General features: G+C 65.6%; 17 protein-coding genes. 4 read left to right on the top strand and 13 right to left on the bottom strand.

The window, feature by feature from the left end; translation table 11 throughout:
• Nucleotides 1-13 precede the first annotated feature (13 nt).
• The 4 genes from JNK68_16435 to JNK68_16420 all read right to left on the bottom strand — a co-directional run bounded on the left by JNK68_16435 (nt 14) and on the right by JNK68_16420 (nt 3,206).
• A complete protein-coding gene (locus JNK68_16435; GenBank protein MBL8541932.1) occupies nt 14-1,387 on the bottom strand; it encodes a DegQ family serine endoprotease in 1,374 nt (457 codons plus the stop codon).
• A 125-nt stretch (nt 1,388-1,512) separates the two neighbouring features.
• Nucleotides 1,513-1,746 (bottom strand): DUF3567 family protein, encoded by a 234-nt coding sequence (locus JNK68_16430; protein MBL8541931.1) that lies wholly within the window; start codon nt 1,744-1,746, stop codon nt 1,513-1,515.
• 231 nt (nt 1,747-1,977) lie between these two features.
• Nucleotides 1,978-2,772: a 3-oxoadipate enol-lactonase gene (gene pcaD / locus JNK68_16425; GenBank protein MBL8541930.1), complete on the bottom strand. Its 795-nt coding sequence runs from the start codon at nt 2,770-2,772 to the stop codon at nt 1,978-1,980.
• Nucleotides 2,773-2,798: 26 nt separating this feature from the next.
• Nucleotides 2,799-3,206, bottom strand: a complete 408-nt coding sequence (locus tag JNK68_16420; GenBank protein MBL8541929.1) for a DUF1178 family protein — start codon at nt 3,204-3,206, stop codon at nt 2,799-2,801.
• 173 nt (nt 3,207-3,379) lie between these two features.
• On the opposite strand from JNK68_16420, the gene JNK68_16415 reads away from it, so the two are divergent.
• The 3 genes from JNK68_16415 (at nt 3,380) to JNK68_16405 (ending at nt 6,106) form a co-directional block, all read left to right on the top strand.
• Nucleotides 3,380-3,619: a DUF3460 family protein gene (locus JNK68_16415; GenBank protein ID MBL8541928.1), complete on the top strand. Its 240-nt coding sequence runs from the start codon at nt 3,380-3,382 to the stop codon at nt 3,617-3,619.
• A 44-nt stretch (nt 3,620-3,663) separates the two neighbouring features.
• Complete coding sequence (locus tag JNK68_16410) at nt 3,664-4,221, top strand: hypothetical protein (GenBank protein ID MBL8541927.1); 558 nt, start codon at nt 3,664-3,666, stop codon at nt 4,219-4,221.
• 148 nt (nt 4,222-4,369) lie between these two features.
• Nucleotides 4,370-6,106, top strand: coding sequence for an ABC transporter ATP-binding protein/permease (locus JNK68_16405; GenBank protein ID MBL8541926.1), 1,737 nt, complete (start codon nt 4,370-4,372; stop codon nt 6,104-6,106).
• 6 nt (nt 6,107-6,112) lie between these two features.
• Here the strand turns inward: JNK68_16405 and JNK68_16400 are convergent, their stop codons facing one another.
• A complete protein-coding gene (locus JNK68_16400; protein ID MBL8541925.1) occupies nt 6,113-7,027 on the bottom strand; it encodes an FHA domain-containing protein in 915 nt (304 codons plus the stop codon).
• A 59-nt stretch (nt 7,028-7,086) separates the two neighbouring features.
• Nucleotides 7,087-7,539, bottom strand: coding sequence for a D-tyrosyl-tRNA(Tyr) deacylase (locus JNK68_16395; GenBank protein MBL8541924.1), 453 nt, complete (start codon nt 7,537-7,539; stop codon nt 7,087-7,089).
• A gap of 169 nt (nt 7,540-7,708) precedes the next feature.
• On the opposite strand from JNK68_16395, the gene JNK68_16390 reads away from it, so the two are divergent.
• Nucleotides 7,709-8,824 (top strand): GGDEF domain-containing protein, encoded by a 1,116-nt coding sequence (locus JNK68_16390; GenBank protein ID MBL8541923.1) that lies wholly within the window; start codon nt 7,709-7,711, stop codon nt 8,822-8,824.
• A 6-nt stretch (nt 8,825-8,830) separates the two neighbouring features.
• Here JNK68_16390 and JNK68_16385 read toward each other — a convergent pair whose 3' ends face one another.
• The 7 genes from JNK68_16385 to JNK68_16355 form a co-directional block, all read right to left on the bottom strand.
• Nucleotides 8,831-9,502, bottom strand: a complete 672-nt coding sequence (locus JNK68_16385; protein MBL8541922.1) for a DUF3025 domain-containing protein — start codon at nt 9,500-9,502, stop codon at nt 8,831-8,833.
• A 164-nt stretch (nt 9,503-9,666) separates the two neighbouring features.
• On the bottom strand, nt 9,667-10,830 hold the full coding sequence (locus JNK68_16380; protein MBL8541921.1) for an NAD(P)/FAD-dependent oxidoreductase: 1,164 nt from the start codon (nt 10,828-10,830) through the stop codon (nt 9,667-9,669).
• 11 nt (nt 10,831-10,841) lie between these two features.
• On the bottom strand, nt 10,842-12,068 hold the full coding sequence (locus JNK68_16375; GenBank protein ID MBL8541920.1) for a class I SAM-dependent methyltransferase: 1,227 nt from the start codon (nt 12,066-12,068) through the stop codon (nt 10,842-10,844).
• A gap of 216 nt (nt 12,069-12,284) precedes the next feature.
• Complete coding sequence (locus JNK68_16370) at nt 12,285-13,529, bottom strand: MFS transporter (protein MBL8541919.1); 1,245 nt, start codon at nt 13,527-13,529, stop codon at nt 12,285-12,287.
• 35 nt (nt 13,530-13,564) lie between these two features.
• Nucleotides 13,565-14,656 carry a hypothetical protein gene (locus JNK68_16365; protein ID MBL8541918.1) on the bottom strand — a complete coding sequence of 364 codons (1,092 nt, stop codon included), beginning with the start codon at nt 14,654-14,656 and terminating at the stop codon, nt 13,565-13,567.
• Entirely contained in the window at nt 14,653-15,411 is a 759-nt protein-coding gene (locus tag JNK68_16360; protein MBL8541917.1) for a DUF599 domain-containing protein, read from the bottom strand. The genes JNK68_16365 and JNK68_16360 overlap by 4 nt, the downstream gene beginning before the upstream one ends.
• A 9-nt stretch (nt 15,412-15,420) precedes the next feature.
• On the bottom strand, nt 15,421-16,533 hold the full coding sequence (locus tag JNK68_16355) for an FIST C-terminal domain-containing protein (GenBank protein ID MBL8541916.1): 1,113 nt from the start codon (nt 16,531-16,533) through the stop codon (nt 15,421-15,423).
• Nucleotides 16,534-16,710: the final 177 nt, after the last annotated feature.

The following is a 16,710-nucleotide window of genomic DNA, read 5'->3' as shown; positions in this document are numbered from 1 at the left end:
GCATAAAGCTTCCTTATCTCTTGATCATGAGCGAGACGAGGAAGTCTCCGCGGACGACGTTGAGCGTGACCGGTCTTCCGGCCGCCTTGAGGGCGGCAACCAGTTCCTGGACCGAGCCGACGCGCCGGCGGTTCACCCCGACGATGCGGTCCCCCGGGCGCAAACCCAGGTTCCAAGCGGTGCTCCCGCGTTCTACGGCCGTCACGCCAGCCCCGTCGCCCGCCGCCGAGTTGCCAAGCCCGCTCTCGGCATCGACCACCGACATGCCGGCGAGCTCCGGCACGGCCTCGCCGCGACCCGAGCGGGCCTTGACCGGCTCGATGACGGCCCTTACCACCCGCTCGCCACCCTCGCGCTGTAGCGTGATCTCGACCTTCTCGCCGACCGGCACGAGACCCAGCTGATTGCGCAGGTCGAGCGATCCCTTCACCGGCCGGCCATTGATCGCCACCACGACATCGGCCGGCTTGAGGCCCGCCTTCTCGGCCGCGGACCCCGCCGCAACATCGACGATCGCCGCGCCCTGGGAGGCGCTGACCTTGAGCGCCCTCGCCATGTCCGGCGTCAGGTCCTGACTGGTCACGCCAAACACCCCGCGGCGCACCTCGCCAAACTTGGCGAGCTGCGTCATCACGGCCCGCACCATGTTGCTCGGCACGGCGAAGCCGATGCCGATATTCGCCCCGGACGGCCCGATGATCGCCGTGTTGATACCGATGAGCTCGCCCTTCAGGTTGACGAGCGCACCACCCGAATTGCCGGGATTGATCGACGCATCGGTCTGGATGAAGTCCTCGTAACCTTCGATGTCGAGCCCGCTCCGGCCGAGCGCGCTGACGATGCCGGAAGTCACCGTCTGCCCGAGGCCGAACGGATTGCCGATCGCTACCACGTAGTCGCCCACGGCCAGCCGGTCGGAGTTCCCGAACTTGGCTGCTCTCAGGTCCGGCGCATCGATCTTGAGCAGCGCGATGTCGGTGCCGGCATCCGAACCGATCAGCTTCGCCTTGAACTCGCGACGATCTTTGAGCGTGACCGCAATCTCCTGCGCGTTCTGGACGACGTGATGGTTGGTGAGTACGAAGCCCCGATCACTGTCGACGACCACGCCGGAGCCCGCAGAAAGCTGGGGTCGCGGTCGCGACGGCAGATCGAAGAAGCGGCGGAAGAACGGGTCCTGAAGCAGCGGATTTTCGACTTCGGGCGAGCGCGAGAGCACCGAGATGTTTACTACCGCCGGCGTTACGCCCTCGAGCATCGGGGCAAGGCTTGGCACGCCGTCACGGTTCGGCACGACGTGGGCTGCCGCCGACGCGGGGCCAACAGTCGCGCCAACGAGCAGGAGCGCGAAAAGTCCCAGCAGATATGCCGAGCACTTGGGGTTCATGCGTCTGCGACAGGAAATCGACGAGGAGAGAATTGTTCGAGCACGACGAGCCAGCGTCAAGCGGCGCCGCCGCGCCAGGGTAACCCGAAGAATGTCAGAGGCTCGCCGGAAACGGCGTGAAGACGTCAGTGAAACGTGACCCGCTGGGTCATGAGGGCGTCCAACTCGCCCAGGAAATCGTCCACGTCCGACTCGGACGGACTGGAGGCGATCACGCTCTGCATGCTGCAGCGAAAGCGCTGGGCGAGATCGCCCGTGAGAAACGCCCCGCGGCGCGCGTGCTTGTCGACGACCTCGAAGCCTTGCTCGGAGGGGTATTCGACAACGTAAAAACCTTCGCTATTGTAAACGATGACCATGATGAGATAAGGATCAGGGTGGGCACCCGGGTGGAGCGGCATCGTCGAGTATCGCGCCGGACGGGATCGGCACTTTAGCTACCCTTGGGAGCTGCCGCGAAGCCACCCGCCGGTGCCCGCCGGCATCTCAGCAATCGCTGTGCCTTGACGAGGTGCAGGCGGTCACAGCAGGCAAACTCAGGTCGAACTCAAACGCCTGGCGGCAAGCCAACGGGCCCGCGCGGTTGGGGATCAGTGCGAAGTGGTGGCGCGGTCAAGAAATTCAAGCAGGACGTCGTTGAACGCCTCGGCCTGCTCGATGTTGCAGAGGTGTGAGGCGGACTCGATGACCGTGAGTTGCGCACCGGCGATGCCGCGTTGGATCGTCTGCGCCATTGCGGGGGGCGTGCCCGCGTCGTGTTCCCCCACCACGACCAGTGTCGGGCAGCGGATCGCCCCGAGCCGGTCGGTGGTGTCGATCGTCGGCACTGCGGCCCCACAACCGATATAACCTTCTCGTGAAGTGTTGCGGATCATCGCGGCGATACGTGCCATCACGTCGGGGCGTGCAGCGCGAAAGGGCGGAGTGAACCAGCGTTCGAGCGTAGCCTCCACCAGCGGAGCCGTACCCTCCACATGAACCATCGCAATCCGCTCCAGCCAGACTTTGTCGGTGCCCTCGGGATAACGGCTGGTAGTATCGCACAGCACCAGGCTTGTCACGCGCTGCGGGTAAGCCAGCACGAACTCCTGCGCCACCATTCCCCCCAGCGAGATACCGACGAGATGCGCGCGATCGATGTCGAACGCGGTGAGAAGACCTTCGATGTCCCGCGCCATCTGATCGAACGTGTAGGGTGCCGCTGGAACGCTGCTCGACCCGTGTCCGCGGGCGTCGAAACGCAGGACCCGGAAGTGCTCGCGCAGTCGCGGCATCTGCTCGTCCCACATGCCGAGATCGCAGGCCAGGGCGTGACACAGGACGATCCACGGTCCCTCGCCCTCGATCTCGCAGTGGATCTCGACGCCGTTGGCGTTGACGCGCATGGTCGGCGCCGTCTCGGAAGCCGCGCTCAGTGCAGCTTGGAGAGATCGGGAATCGGCAGGACGTCGATCCCCTCTTCTTCCAGTTCCCCAACCACTTCCAGGCTCGCCCGTCCGCGGATGTTCCGCGCCGGCGTCTCGCGATAGTGGATCTTGCGCGCTTCCTCGGGGAAGCGGTCGCCGACGTCCTCCGTAATGCTCTGCAGCATGCTCAGGAGCTTGCGCAGTTCGATGGGAGCTTCTCCCTCCGCCTCGCCTGGTGCCGGCGCACGGGTAGTCTGAACGTGCGGCGCAGACGGCAGGCGCGACACGCGCTTGCTCTCGCACAGCGGACAGAGGACGGCCCCGGCATCGCATTGACGCTCGTAGTCCTCGGCGGACTGGAACCAGCCCTCGAATCGGTGCTCGTGATCACAGACGAGTCGGAAGACGATCATGGGCCGCGGTCTCCGCCGGTCTCCCAGGTTGATGGACGCAACGCAGCATACCATACCGACGGTCTTCCGCCGCGCCAAAGGCGGGGCATGCCGACAAAACCGTCGCCGCAGCGGCACGTCCTCCAGCAATGCTAGAATTCGCCAGATTCCGCAACCTGAACGCGTGCCACGTCATGTACGAATCCGAGCTTACCCAGTTCATGCGCGATCTGTTTCGGCAGAAGCCGCACCTCCCGGAAGCCCAGCGCGAAGCGCGATCCATCTGGTGGGACAAGAAGGTGGACTTCGACGAACTCAAGCGGATGCGGGAATCGCGCGTCCCGGTTCGAGGCTACGTCTACTATCCCCTGCTGCGTCCCGCCGTGACGGCTGGCGCGGCAGAGCCGCTCGAACGCAACGCGGCTGGATCGTAAACGGGGTATCCCCGTCGCCCCTACCCCGACAAGGAGCAGCAACAATGCGCATCGAAGTGCATGTCCACGGTGATCTGACGCTGTGCAAAGGCGTCACGCGCGCACAGGTCGAGGCGGCGATCTCGCCGTGGCTCGAGTACGTGGATGTCGACACCCTGGATGAGGCAAAAAGCAGCATTCCCGAGGAACCCGGCATCAGCTTCGATCCGACGAACCGGATGCTCGAGATCTGCTGGACGGGTCAGATCGGCCGCAGCTTCCAGCAGCGCCTGGAGCAGGCATTGCACGCCCTGGGTCCGCTCACCGAACAGGCCGGCGAAGTCGACGTCAACCTCTATCACGAGAACGGCGACGAGGAGAGCCAGATCATCTTCGTCGGTCCGACCGCCGAAGCCATCCACGAGGCGCAGCGGCAACGCATGCTGGAAGACGTCGCCCATCTGCTCTCGCGTCAGTTCGGGCAGGAAGCGGTGGAAGAAGTCGTGGCCGTCGTCGACGGCTTGTTCGCCCGCGAGTGGGACCGCAAGGTCAACAGCGAGGACGAAATGGACCGCACGTTCCTGCAAGGCACCACCGCGCCGGGGCGCCGTCACCTGCACTGACACTGCCGCAGCTTTCCCTCGCACGGACGCGGCCGCGACGGCTGCGGCCGTGAGTTCAGTTCCCGCCATTCGCCGCGATGCGGCGTTGCCGCGATCGCGCGCGAGACCGTCATAATGCGCGCTCGATCGACTGCGCGAGGAAAGTTCAATGCTGAGCGAGAAGGACGGTCGCTTCGTGCGCGACCTGTGGCGCCTCGTCCGGCCCTACTGGAGTTCCGAGGAGAAGTGGCCGGCGCGGCTGCTGCTCGCCGCCATCGTCGCCCTCACGCTGGGCATGGTCTGGATCAACGTCGAGATCAACCAGTGGCAGAACGCGTTCTTCAACTCCCTGCAGGATAAGAAGCAGGACGTATTCTTCGAACTGCTGATGCGTTTTGGCTGGCTCGCGGCCGCGTACATCGTGATGGCCGTCTACCAGCTCTACCTGAATCAGTGGCTGCAGATTCGCTGGCGACGTTGGCTGACCAACCTCTATCTCGATGAGTGGCTGGCAGAGCGCACCTACTACCGCATGCAACTCGCTGACCGCGGCACCGACAATCCGGACCAGCGCATCGCCGAGGATTTCAGGATCTTCATCGAACAGACGCTGTCGCTCACCCTTGGTTTCATCAACGCGCTGGTTACGCTGGTCTCCTTCATCGGCATCCTCTGGGGACTCTCGGGTGTGCTGGACGTGAGCCTCGCGGGCGTCACCTACGAGATTCCCGGCTACATGGTCTGGGTGGCGCTCGCCTACGCGGCGCTCGGCACCTGGCTCACGCACCGGATCGGCAAGCCCCTGATCGGACTCAATTTCAACCAGCAGCGCTACGAAGCCGACTTTCGCTTCGGATTGGTGCGCTTTCGCGAGAACGCGGAAGGAGTCGCCCTCTATCGCGGCGAAGCGCAGGAACTCGCCGGATTCCGGCACCGCTTCGCCGACGTCGTCGCCAACTGGATCCGCATCATGGTTCAGCAGAAACGGCTTACTTGGTTCACCGCCGGGTATTCGCAGGTTGCGATCATCTTCCCCTACGTCGTCGCCGCGCCACGTTACTTTTCCGGAGCCATTCCACTCGGGGGTCTCATGCAGACCGCCAGTGCCTTCTCCCAGGTTCAGGGGGCTCTGTCGTGGTTCATCGACGCCTATACGACGTTCGCCGAGTGGCGTGCGTCGGCAGCGCGACTCATCACGTTCCAGCACGCGATGCAGCGCGCCGTCGACCAGCGCGAAGAAGGTCAACTCGTCGTCGAGGAAACGAGCGAAGGTGCCTTGGAGGTGCGGGATCTCGATCTCGCACTGCCGAACGCACGGCCGTTGCTCAAGAATGCGACTCTGACGCTCAAGCCCGGCGACAGCGCACTCCTCACCGGACCGTCAGGCTGCGGCAAGAGCACGCTGTTCCGGGCCATCGCCGGCATCTGGCCGTACGTAACCGGCCACATCCGGCGCCCCGGCTCGACCTTGTTCCTGCCGCAACGCCCTTACATTCCGATCGGCCCGCTGCGCCGGGCGGTGACGTTCCCCGCCGATGCTCGCAGCTATGGTGACGACGAGATCCGCAGCGCACTCGTCGCGTGCGGCTTGCCGCAACTCGCCGACCGTCTCGACGACGATGAGCACTGGACGCTGCAACTGTCTCCGGGCGAACAGCAACGGCTCGCCTTCGCACGCGCGCTGCTCCTGAAGCCTGCATGGCTTTATCTGGACGAGGCTACGGCGGCGCTCGACGAGACGACGGAAGAACGCCTGTACCGGTTGCTGAAGCAGCGGTTGCCGGAAACCACGCTCTTCAGCATCGGGCATCGACCGACGCTCGAACGGTTCCACAACCGGCGCTTTGACTTCCACCGCGATGGCGACGGCCCCGCGTCGCTCGAAGCGACACCGGTGACGGCCTGATGCGTGTCACACGCGATACATCGAGCGGCGGTCGCGGGTAAATTCGATGATCTCGGTCGGCATCTCGTCGAAGCTGCGACCGAAGCTCACGCGTCCCCTGCCCTCAAGCAGGATCTCCTCGCGCAGCACGTGCACTTCGGCCCCGTCGTGCAGGCGAACGAAAGTGCCGTTCACGCTTTGATCCTCGAGGTAGAAGTTAGTGTGGCGAAGAACGAACCTCGCATGCCTCCGGGATACGAGCGCGTCGGCGAAGGCGATGTCGTTGTCGGCACCGCGCCCGATGGACAGAGCAGGTCGCAGTCGGTCCACGGACAGGCTGCGCTCGCAGTGGAGCACGCGCAAGCTGCCGAGGTCGCTCGGCAACAGCCGTCTCGTCTTCGGATTGATCTGCGTGACGTGCGGGTCCTCGGGCTTCCAGAGCATCTGATAGACCGCGGTCGAGCTGAGGCTGTCCTTGAAGCGAGCGCTGAAAAGCGGGCGCACGCCTTCCTTCGCGGCTGCCGAAAGCGCGGTTGCCATTCTTTGCGTGACGAGTATCTGATCCTCGGATGCGACTGCCGCCAGGTAGGCCGCGACGTTCACCGTATCGCCGAAGACGTCACCGCCCTCTTCGATCACCGGACCGAAGTCGATGCCGGTGTGAATGCGCACCGGTTCACCGCCGGGGTGGGCACTGCCCAGCGCCCGCTGCATGCGGCGAGCGGAGCAAGCCGCACCGTCGGCATCGGCAAAGACGCACAACACGCAATCGCCGATGGTTTTCACCATGCGCCCGCCGTGGTCGGGCAAGGCGCCCGTGAGAAGCGCGATGGCCTCGCGGACGACGCGCTGCGCAGGCGCATCGCCCAAGCGCCGATACAGACGCGCACTGCCAGAGATATCGGCGAACAGCACGGCGCGTTGGAAGCAGGTTCGTGTCACGGCAGATCCGGTGCAGGAAGATCCGCCCCCGCGTAGCAAGATTCATGATCCGCAGCGGATCACCGTGGTCCGCGTTGCACCTGCAACCAGAACGTGACCGGCCCGTCGTTGACGAGCGCGACCTGCATGCTTGCGCCGAATCGGCCGCATGCGACGTGCGCGTGGCGCGCCCTTGCCCGTTCGCACAAGTGCGCAAACAATCTCGTAGCGACGTCGGGCTGTGCCGCTGCCGTGAAGCTTGGCCGCGTCCCCTTGCGCGTATCGGCGGCGAGCGTGAACTGCGGCACCAGCAGCAGCGCGCCCCGAATGTCGCGGAGCGACCGGTTCATCCGCCCCTGCTCGTCAGTGAAGACGCGGTAATCGAGCAGACGCTCGATGAGACGATCCGCCACCGATTCGTCGTCGTCACGCTCGACGCCCACGAGAACACAGAGTCCGTGCCCGATTGCGGCAATGGACTCACCCACGACCGCGACCTTCGCTTCGATGACCCGTCGCAGCAGTCCAATCATGCGCCGTCACCCCTGACGGAAGCGGCGAAAACCCGCGGCACGCTTGTTGCTAATCGGTGCCAGCCGTTCGCTCCCGTCGCCGCGATCGGAGCGGGCCCCTGCCGGCCAGCGCCCGCCCGATGCGAGCGGGCGACGGCAGACTCCAACAGCGGTCTGCCTCCCCAACGTCATGAGCCTCCTCAAGCACGAAAGCCTGATCCCCTTCGAGGACGAACTGCGCGGTTTCTCGCGCACGATCGCGGAGATCGAGTGGCTCATCCTCGTCGTCGTGCTCGCGTTTCAGTTCATCCGTCCCCTGGAGGAAGAGGGGCGCATCGCCGTCACGATGGCGCTCTTCTTCTTCGGTGCGTTCATCCTCTCGTTCCGGTACGCCAACTTCTACAAGCGGGAGACACGGTGGAAGCTCGCCATCGAGACTCTCGCCATGATCCTCTTCATCACCTGGGTGGTCTGGCACACGGGCAAGCTCGATAGCCCCCTCATCAGCCTCTATCTGCTGCCCATCATCGCCAGCGCGCTCGCGCTCGGCAAGGTCGCGACGCTGCTCGAGATGATGCTGGTGGCCGCCTGCTACGTCTTCTTCTCCAGCATCGGGCAAGGTCACCCCGTACTGTCGCTGGGTTACGCGGTGGAACTTGCCGCCAAGCTCTCGCCCGTCCTGCTCGTGGCCTACATCACGACCATGCTGTCGGCCGACATTCACTATGCGCTCAACAAGGCGAAACTCTTCTCGGAGACCGATCCGCTCACCGGTCTCTACAACCTGCGCGCGTTCAACATGATCGTCTATCGCGCGTTCGACCAGGCGGTTCGCTATTCGCGACCGATGAGCCTGATCATGATCGACTCGGACAACCTCAAGCGCGTGAACGACAGCTTCGGCCATGAAACCGGAAACCGCCTGCTGAAGCACATCGTCGAGAGCGTCCGGTCGCAGCTGCGCTCGACCGACGTGCTGGCGCGTTACGGCGGCGACGAATTCGTCGTCCTGCTGCCGGAGACCGGCGCCCGCGGCGCCCGCGAGGTCGCTGAACGCGTCCGCCGGTCGGTAGAGGCAAGCGGGCTGCGCGTCGGCGACGCCATCGTGCCCACCACCGTCAGCATCGGCATCGCGAGCTACCCCGACGACGGCAGCGATCTCTCGCTCCTACTCGACAAGGCGGACAAGGCGATGTACCGATCGAAGCAGGAGGGTCGCAATCGGTTGACCTCTTCCAATGGCGCCAACGCGCCGGAGGAAGCGTATGCAACGCCATTGCGCGTTGCGAACGGCCGTCCCGAGTAGAAGACCTCAGCAGTTTCCCGTTCCGCGCGACCGGCGTCCCGTCCGGAAGTAGTCTCGATTGTCGTAGAAGTGCTCGCTCGCCGTCTCCGCATGCCAGCCTGGCACACCGAGCAGCGGCAGCGGATGCAGATCCGCCGGCGAATGCAGCAGCGTCCCATCCTGCAGGAATGCCGCGAGCAGGCGGTCAAGTTCGGCGACCTGCTCGCAGATCTCGGCCTCGATCACTGCCTGGGGCACGCAGCAGAGTACTGCATGCCCGGTCAGCCCGACGTACGGGTACAGCAGCTTTTCGTACAACGCGTGACCGAAAATCCGCACCCGCAGACACGTGGCGAAGTCCGCCCGCCGCTGCCAGAAGAGTTCCTTCCAGCGGAATGCGCGGATCGCGTCCAGCAGCGAAGCATCGCTCGCGACGACGATGACGCCGCTCTCGTCGATGAGCGTCAGCGCATCTCTCAACGCTCCGCGAGGAGCACCTGGACGGGGGTTGATCGCAGCGCAGTGACGTTCGTTGAGTGCCGCCTTCGCATGCGGGAAGGTACGCCAGACCAGCGCGTTGAAGACGTCGTGCCAGCGTCCCGGTCGAACGGCGAGAATGCCGCTGTTCCGAATGCGGAACTCGTAGGCCGATCCACTGCCTTGGCCAAGCGTCCGCTCGTCGCGCACGCGAAGCGGCATTCCCGCCGAATTGCATACGTCTGCCGTCCGCAGGCAGTGTTCGAGGACGACAGTGGACGCCGGATCGCCATCGATCCCTGCAATGGCTGGAGCCAATGTCTCGAACGCCGGATGCCTGGCACCGATATCACCCCAGCCGCTGTCGAGGTCCGGCGTCAGGCGGGCTACGCGACTGACGCGATCCGCGTCGATTCTCCGCGGGTGTACGACGCCGGCGCAAGCGGCGCCACGCTCGCGTGCAGGAACCAGCTGTCGAGCACGACGCGGCGCGTGAACCACCGGCTTGCCATCAGGGCACGCGCCATCGCGTGCTTGAGGCCACCCGGCAGATAGTCGCCCACCCTGCGCGACTGGCGCGGCCCGAAGCGCGCCGCGAGCCGATCGTCATACGGAGCGAGGCGCTCCTCGCGATACTCACCTTGCGCGGCGAGGATGGTCTCCGCTGCCATCAGCGCCGACTCCACCGCCGGGCGGATGCCCTCGCCGCTTTGCGTGTATGCCAATCCGGCCGCATCGCCGACCAGCAGCACACCGTCTCCGACCAGTCGCCGCGGCGCGTGACCATAGAGCAGATAGGCGTGGCCCTTGAAGCGCGACGGCAGTTCGAAACCCACCGTTCCCCGCTGCTGCAGAAACTCGCGAAACGCCGCCAGGTGGTCGGCGAGGCGGTGATTGTCCTCGCGCCCAAGCCCGATGTTGAGATAGCTGCCCTTGCGGAAGCACCAGCCATACCCCTTGAGATCGGCACAGAAGTACAGCTCGGGGCGTTCACCGAGCGCGCTGCATTGCCGGGTCTGCTCCGGCGTCATCGCGAACTCCACCTCCTGCGCCGCGATGATGGACTCGGACGCACCGAGGTCCGCGCCGAGGTACCGCGCCACGGGACAGAAGTGGCCGCCGGCACCGACCAGCATGCGCGCGCGAATGCGCCCGTTCACGAGCCAGCCGTCCCCCTCGCGCTCGAGCGCGCCCAGCGCCTCGCCCAGCTCCAGCCGCGCCCCGCAGCGACGCAGCAGGTAGTCATCGAACTCGTAACGCCTGATGCCGTAGCTCACGGTTGCCGGATAGTCGGTCTCGACCTCCGCTCCACCCAGCAGTCCGGTGCGGAAACCGGTGATGGGCTGGAACACGCGCCCGCGTCGATATGCGTCGACATCGAGCTGCAGCGACTCGACGACGGCAGGCGTGATCCAGCCCGCACACACCTTGTCGCGCGGAAAGGCCTGCTTGTCCATGACGACGACGTCGACGCCCGCGCGCTTCAGTGCCCAAGCGCAGGTCGAACCGCCGGGGCCGCCTCCCACCACCAGCACTTCGCAGGAAATCACGGGCGCATCACTCATCGATACATCCAGCCGCGCGTGAGCGGCCAGTCGTTCACCTTCGGGCGCGTGAACAGCACCTGGAAGAGCTGCAGTTCGCCGTCGATGAAGGCCGCCTTCGATCCCGCAAGGTAGAGCCGCCACATGCGGACGAAGCGTTCGTCATACATCGAACGCACCTGCTCGCGCGCGGCCTCGAAGCGCTCCAGCCAATGGTGCAGCGTCATTGCGTAATGCGGCCGAAGGTTCTCGACGTCGAGCACGGACAGGCGGCGTGCCTCGAAAATCTGCATCATTTCGGACAGGGCGGGCGGGTAGGCACCCGGAAAGATGCGCCGCTCGATCCAGGGATGCATATAACCCGGGCGGTTGCGCCCGATGCTGTGGATGAGACCGCGGCCATCTGGCGCGAGCGAGCGGTGGATGACTTCGCCGAGTTCGCGGTAGTTGTCGACGCCGACGTGCTCCAGCATCCCGACCGAGACGAACACGTCGTAGCAGCCGTCGATGTTGCGATAGTCATCGAGAACGTAGTCGACGCGGTCCGCCAGCCCTTCGCGTTGCGCGCGCTCGCGCGCGAAGCGCACCTGCTCTTCCGAGATGTTGTACGAACGCACACGGGCAACGCCGAAATGCCGCGCCATGTGCAGGGCAAGCCCGCCCCATCCGCAACCGGCCTCGACCACCGTGTCCTTCGGGCCCAGCCGGAGCTTGCGGCAGACATGATCGAGCTTCGCCAGCTGCGCTGCATCGAGGCTGGCGTCCGGCGTCTCGAAGTAGGCGCACGTGTACTGCATCTCGGCGTCGAGCCACAGCCGGTAGAACGCGTTGCCGATGTCGTAGTGATGGTGGATATGTTCCCGCGATCCCTTCAGCGTGTTGCGGCGGGGCCGCCTTTCCCCGGGGAAGATCTTCAGTCCGGCAGCACCCATGGGGATGTCGCTGGTCGCCTCGTAGAGCGTGGCGATGAACTGCACGATGTCGCCTTCGACGTCGATCTCCCCGCTCGCATAGTCGTCACCGAAATGCAGGTTCGGATCCCACAGCATGCGATAGAACGCGCTGCGCGTGCGAACGAAAAGCGTTGCGATCGGCGCACGGTTGCTGCTCACGATCTCGGTGCCGTCCCAGAGGACGATCCGCAGGGGCGGGTCGTTGAGCTTGTGAAGAAGCTGCTGGAGCAGTCCACGCTCGACGGTGAGGACCTTGCCGTCACGCGGCTCATTCGGCGTCGCGCCGATCATGTCTTCCGCCGGCGTCCCTGGCAGAGCGCGAACGCCAGCGTCGTCGACTGTCGCAGATTCGAGGGTGTGGGCTCTATGATTTTCCATCGCGGTCGGAGCGGACACTCACGTGAAAGGATCACTGAAGTCCCGGACGCATCGCCGGTGTAACGGAAATTGAATCATGTTTTCCCGCGGCCAACAACCTCGGGGTGTCAGTGCATCGTCATGCGGTCCCTAGGGACGTGCACGCGGTGCGCGACGCAGCGTGCGCGCGATGAGCACAGCCGTCACGGTGGCCAGCGCAGCCGCCCAGCCGACACTGCCGTAATGGGTCAATGCACCGTCGGCGCCGCGTGTGATCACGAGGCCGGCACCGAGTGTGGCGAACGCCGATGCGAATTGCTGCACCGACGCGTGGACGCTCATGAAGCTGCCGCGCAGGCGCGGCTCGACGCTCGCCGTGATCAACGCCATCGCCGGTACGAAACGACCGGACACCAGCACCATGAACAGCGTCGTCACAGTGATCGTCACCGCGAGCGGCGCCACCGGCAGGTGCGTGATGAGCAGGATGGGAATGAGGGAAAGCAGCGCAATCGCGATGAAGACGCGACGTTTGCCGTGGCGGTCCGCGAGACGACCGATCAGGCGCGCCGTAAACAGCGTCATCAGTCCGCCCGAGAGATACACGAGCGGAAGCTCGTCGAGCGTGAGACCCGTGTTGGAGACGAGGTAGGGACTGATGAAGGGAATGACTGCGAAGGCGCTCACGGTGAGCACGGCAACCAGCGCAAAAGCGCGCAGGTGATTGCGATGGCCCAGCACCGCTGCCAGCTGCGCCAACGCGCTGCGCCCCTGCGCGTGGCGGACGTGGTGCCTGAGTCGCGGCACATGGCGTCGTGCAAGAGCCAGGATGACGAGACTCACCGCGCTCAGGGAAAGGAACGGCGCACGCCACCCAAAGGCGTTGGCGAGAACGAGACCGGTCGGCACGCCGGCCACCGCCGCGAGCGAGAAAGCGGACATCACCGTGCCCATCGCGGCGCCGCGCCGCGACTCCGGAATCACGTCGCCGACGATGGCCAGCACGCTCGCCCCGAGCAACCCGCCGAACGCTCCGGCAGCGGCGCGTGCCGCAAGCAGCCAGGCGTAACCGGGCGCCAGCCCGCAGGCAAAAGTCGCCACGATGAAGCCGGTGTAGAGGGAAAGCAGCGCGTGACGCCGATCGAAGCGGTCGACGAAGAGCGCGGCGATGAGGCCGGCAGTGCCCGCACTCAGCGTGTACGAGGAGACGAGCAGGCTGAACTGATGCGGACCGATGTGAAAGAGCGTCATGAACTGCGGCCCGAGCGGCATCATGATCATGAAATCGACGATGTGCGCGAACTGGATGCCGGCAAGCACCGCCAGCAGCGGCCGCTCGCGGTCGAGTTCGAGGTGCGGCAGGGCCGATTCCTCCGCACAGTCCACGCACGGCAATTCTTCCGCGTCCCGCTCCGCGGAGCGCGGTTCGCTCAATGCCTGACCTCGCCCGACGGTCCGAGATCGTGGATCGACAGAACACGCGCGGCACGCTCTCCATCGCCTGCCGGCTGCAGCCCCGGCACGATGCGCACATCGAGAATCCGGCAATCGCGCAGCAGCGACAGGATCGTGGCGGCCACCTCGTCGAGATCGTCGAATACGCCGAGACGCCAGCGAAAGCCGTGCAGTACGCTCGCGTCGAAAACGGAACTCAATCCCAGCCTGATTTCGCCTCCGGCGTGCACCGAGAGCACCGCCACCGGCTCGCCCACGGACGCGCGCAATTGCCGCAGGACGCGACTCAGGAAGAGGTTGAGCCGCGTCTCCTCGAGGGCGAAGCGGCCCGCAGGTATCGCCGTCAGCAATGACTTGGGCGGACGCGGCAGCGGCAACAGCGACAGCCCCTCCTGCCCGAGCTGATGCGCCAGCGCACGTGTCACCGGCATACCCCAGGCGCCGATGCGCGAGGCGGACTCGACCACCGATGGCGCCTGCGCCGGCGCCACCCCGGCACCCAGGAGGAAGCGCAGGTGCGCCTGCTCGTCGACGCCTGCCACGAGTATCTCACTGCCCGGCAAACCGCGCCCCTCCACATTGGCGTCGCCGATGCTGCGCGCCCAGCGAAACAGCACGCTCGGCGCGACGCCATCCAGCGCCTCGGCGGTCACCAGCGCCGGCGACAGTCCGAAGTTTTCGGTCTGACCGAGCGCGCCGTTGGCGCGCAGCAATCCGCTGATCACATCGGCATCCGGAACGCGGCCCGGCAGCACCGCACCCGGTACGCCGCCGACGACGAAGACGAGCGGAAGCGCGAACACGCGCGCAAGCAGCGCGTCACCCTCTTCCGGCCCCGGATCGTCGATTGCAGCCTTCAGCGCTTCGAGGAGATCGAGCCGCACCTTCTGGCTGGGTGCCGCGGCGAAGGCGGCGGCAATCGCCTTATCGTCACCCGCGCGAGAGAGTTCGCGCAGGCGCGCGGTCAGGCCGCTGCGAGCGCCGCGCTCGGCTGCTGCGAGCGCCACCAGCGGGTCATCCGTTGCGCCGCCATAGCTGCGCGGATCCGGCCATTCGACGCGTGTCACGGCCCGTCCTCCGGCGGCAGGATGCGACGCGGTGGCCACTCCCAGTCACCCTTGCCGTGGATGCCGACCAGGGTCTCGAGCGTCAACGAGCGGAACTCGCGCTGATACAGGACCAGGACCACGCCTGCAGTGGCCAGCGCAAACAGCACCGGGTGCAGAAACCAGGCGAGTGCCGCCAGCCCGAAGTAGTAGCTGCGCAGTCCGTTGTTGAAGTTCTCGCCGGCGTACACCGAGATGTCCGTCGAGCGCCGAATGAAGTCCTCGGCATCGCGCGCGTCGGCACCGGAACTCGGTGCTGCCCCCACGAGAATCGCGAGCATGTTGAACTGCCGCAGCGCCCAGGTGAACTTGAAAAACGCGAAGCCGAAGATGCCGATCAGCAGCAGCACCTTGATCTCCCACAGGCGATGGCTGCCCTGCACCGCGAAAGGAAGTTCCGCCATGACATCGACCGCTTTCTCGGTGGTGCCGAGCAGTGCGACGAGACCGCCGAGAATGAGCACGGTCGTGGACGCGAGAAAGGTGGCAACACTCGACAGCATGTTGATGAGGCTCGAATCGACGATGCGGTTCTCGCGCTCCACGATGCGCTCCATCCACTTGCGGCGGTAGAGGTTCATGGCACCGAGCAGGCTCGGCGCGTGCTGCGCCTTGCGGAAAGCGAAGAACGCATAGCCGAAGGATGCGACGCAGAACCACAGCAGGGCGGCATAGTCGACGGGACTTAGCAGGGAGAGCAGCGCGCCCAAGTCCACTCCCTCTCGTTACAGGAAAAGGGTGAGTACCCCGGTATAGCCGTAGAGCCGATCGTGGGAAATCTCGCCGTTGCAGAAGAACCCCACGAGCGGCAGATCGCCCAGGCTCTGACGGATGAGCGTGAGCTCGCCGGAATTCGGTCCGAACAGGCTCGTGCCGCGGCCGAGGCACGAATAGTAGACGGCACCGCGCGGCCGCGTGAAGAGCCCTTCCTTGATGCTCTCCAGCATCTGCACCATGTCTTCGACGGCACTCGCGGCGTCACGCCGGCAGAACATCATCGGCATGCCTTCACGCAGCGATTCACCGATCGCCACCAGCTTGGATTCCGGGTCGACGCCGACGAGGTTGCGCACCAGATAGTCGTCGCGGTCCGAGCCGGCGACCGGGAAGCCGGCGAAGATGCGCCCGCCGAGCCGCTGCGGCGTCCGCACGAGACCGCGTCCGACATCCTCGGACAGCACGTCGAACGCGGGACGACCATCGAGAGTGACGATCACGTTGCGCTGACACTCCGTGATCGTGTGCCGCGGTCCCGCCGGCCGGCAACCCTGCGTCAGGCGCGTCGACACCACGACTTCGCCGCTGAAGAGCACCCCGGAGACGCCCCCGGCAGTGATGACATTGGCGACCTGGTGATAGCCCCGGCGCGAGCTGGTGAGCCCGCCGACGGCAAAGCCGCTGTCGAGCTTCTTGGAGAGCGCACCGATGATGGTCGGCACCTGGCCATTGCGCGGATCGGCGTGGACGACGGCAAAGTTGGCGCGCGCCCCGTGCGCGAAGAGCGGCCCCGGCGGCAGCGCCTCGGTCCCGCGCAGCGTCGGCAGCACCTCGAAGGAACCTTCGGGAAACTCGCCCAGCATGAGCGCGAGGGCGGGCTCGTCGAGGTACTCGCGCCCGCCGGCACAAATGCCGACACCCACGCTCCCGACCCACTGCTGCACCCCGGTCCGCTCGCGCACGAGGTCGAGCATCTGATCGAGTTGCCCCGAGAATGTGTCGTGGGCGTAGAGGAACCCGAGATTGGCGCCCGGCGCATGCGTGTGCACCTGTTCGACGCAACGCTCGACGACCGAGCGCCAGTCGCTGCCCGCCGCGTGCCCGTAACCGAAGGTTCTCATCGTGGAAAAGCGCAAGTCGTCGAAGGTGCCACGAGCCTAAGCTCGCCTGACCAACACATCATAACCGCAGGAGCGAAAAAGCGGGGTGGCGCGACGCTTCAGCTCGGGCGCGGCAGCGGCGCATGGCCCGGCAGCGCGGCAATGCGCTCCATCCAGGCAGATACCGCGGGGTACGGC

It is taken from the genome of Betaproteobacteria bacterium (assembly GCA_016791345.1).
Lineage (GTDB): Bacteria > Pseudomonadota > Gammaproteobacteria > Burkholderiales > JAEUMW01 > JAEUMW01.
This window is presented reverse-complemented; position numbering and strand designations above follow the sequence as displayed.

Coding starts and splice junctions, on each gene's coding strand:
- pcaD (MBL8541930.1), bottom strand. CDS start 2,772: ATGCGCGTCAACGCCAACGGCGTCGAGATCCACTGCGAGATCGAGGGC.
- JNK68_16420 (MBL8541929.1), bottom strand. CDS start 3,206: ATGATCGTCTTCCGACTCGTCTGTGATCACGAGCACCGATTCGAGGGC.
- JNK68_16390 (MBL8541923.1), top strand. CDS start 7,709: ATGAGCCTCCTCAAGCACGAAAGCCTGATCCCCTTCGAGGACGAACTG.
- JNK68_16410 (MBL8541927.1), top strand. CDS start 3,664: ATGCGCATCGAAGTGCATGTCCACGGTGATCTGACGCTGTGCAAAGGC.
- JNK68_16405 (MBL8541926.1), top strand. CDS start 4,370: ATGCTGAGCGAGAAGGACGGTCGCTTCGTGCGCGACCTGTGGCGCCTC.
- JNK68_16430 (MBL8541931.1), bottom strand. CDS start 1,746: ATGGTCATCGTTTACAATAGCGAAGGTTTTTACGTTGTCGAATACCCC.
- JNK68_16395 (MBL8541924.1), bottom strand. CDS start 7,539: ATGATTGGACTGCTGCGACGGGTCATCGAAGCGAAGGTCGCGGTCGTG.
- JNK68_16415 (MBL8541928.1), top strand. CDS start 3,380: ATGTACGAATCCGAGCTTACCCAGTTCATGCGCGATCTGTTTCGGCAG.
- JNK68_16375 (MBL8541920.1), bottom strand. CDS start 12,068: ATGATCGGCGCGACGCCGAATGAGCCGCGTGACGGCAAGGTCCTCACC.
- JNK68_16435 (MBL8541932.1), bottom strand. CDS start 1,387: ATGAACCCCAAGTGCTCGGCATATCTGCTGGGACTTTTCGCGCTCCTG.
- JNK68_16355 (MBL8541916.1), bottom strand. CDS start 16,533: ATGAGAACCTTCGGTTACGGGCACGCGGCGGGCAGCGACTGGCGCTCG.
- JNK68_16385 (MBL8541922.1), bottom strand. CDS start 9,502: ATGCCGCTTCGCGTGCGCGACGAGCGGACGCTTGGCCAAGGCAGTGGA.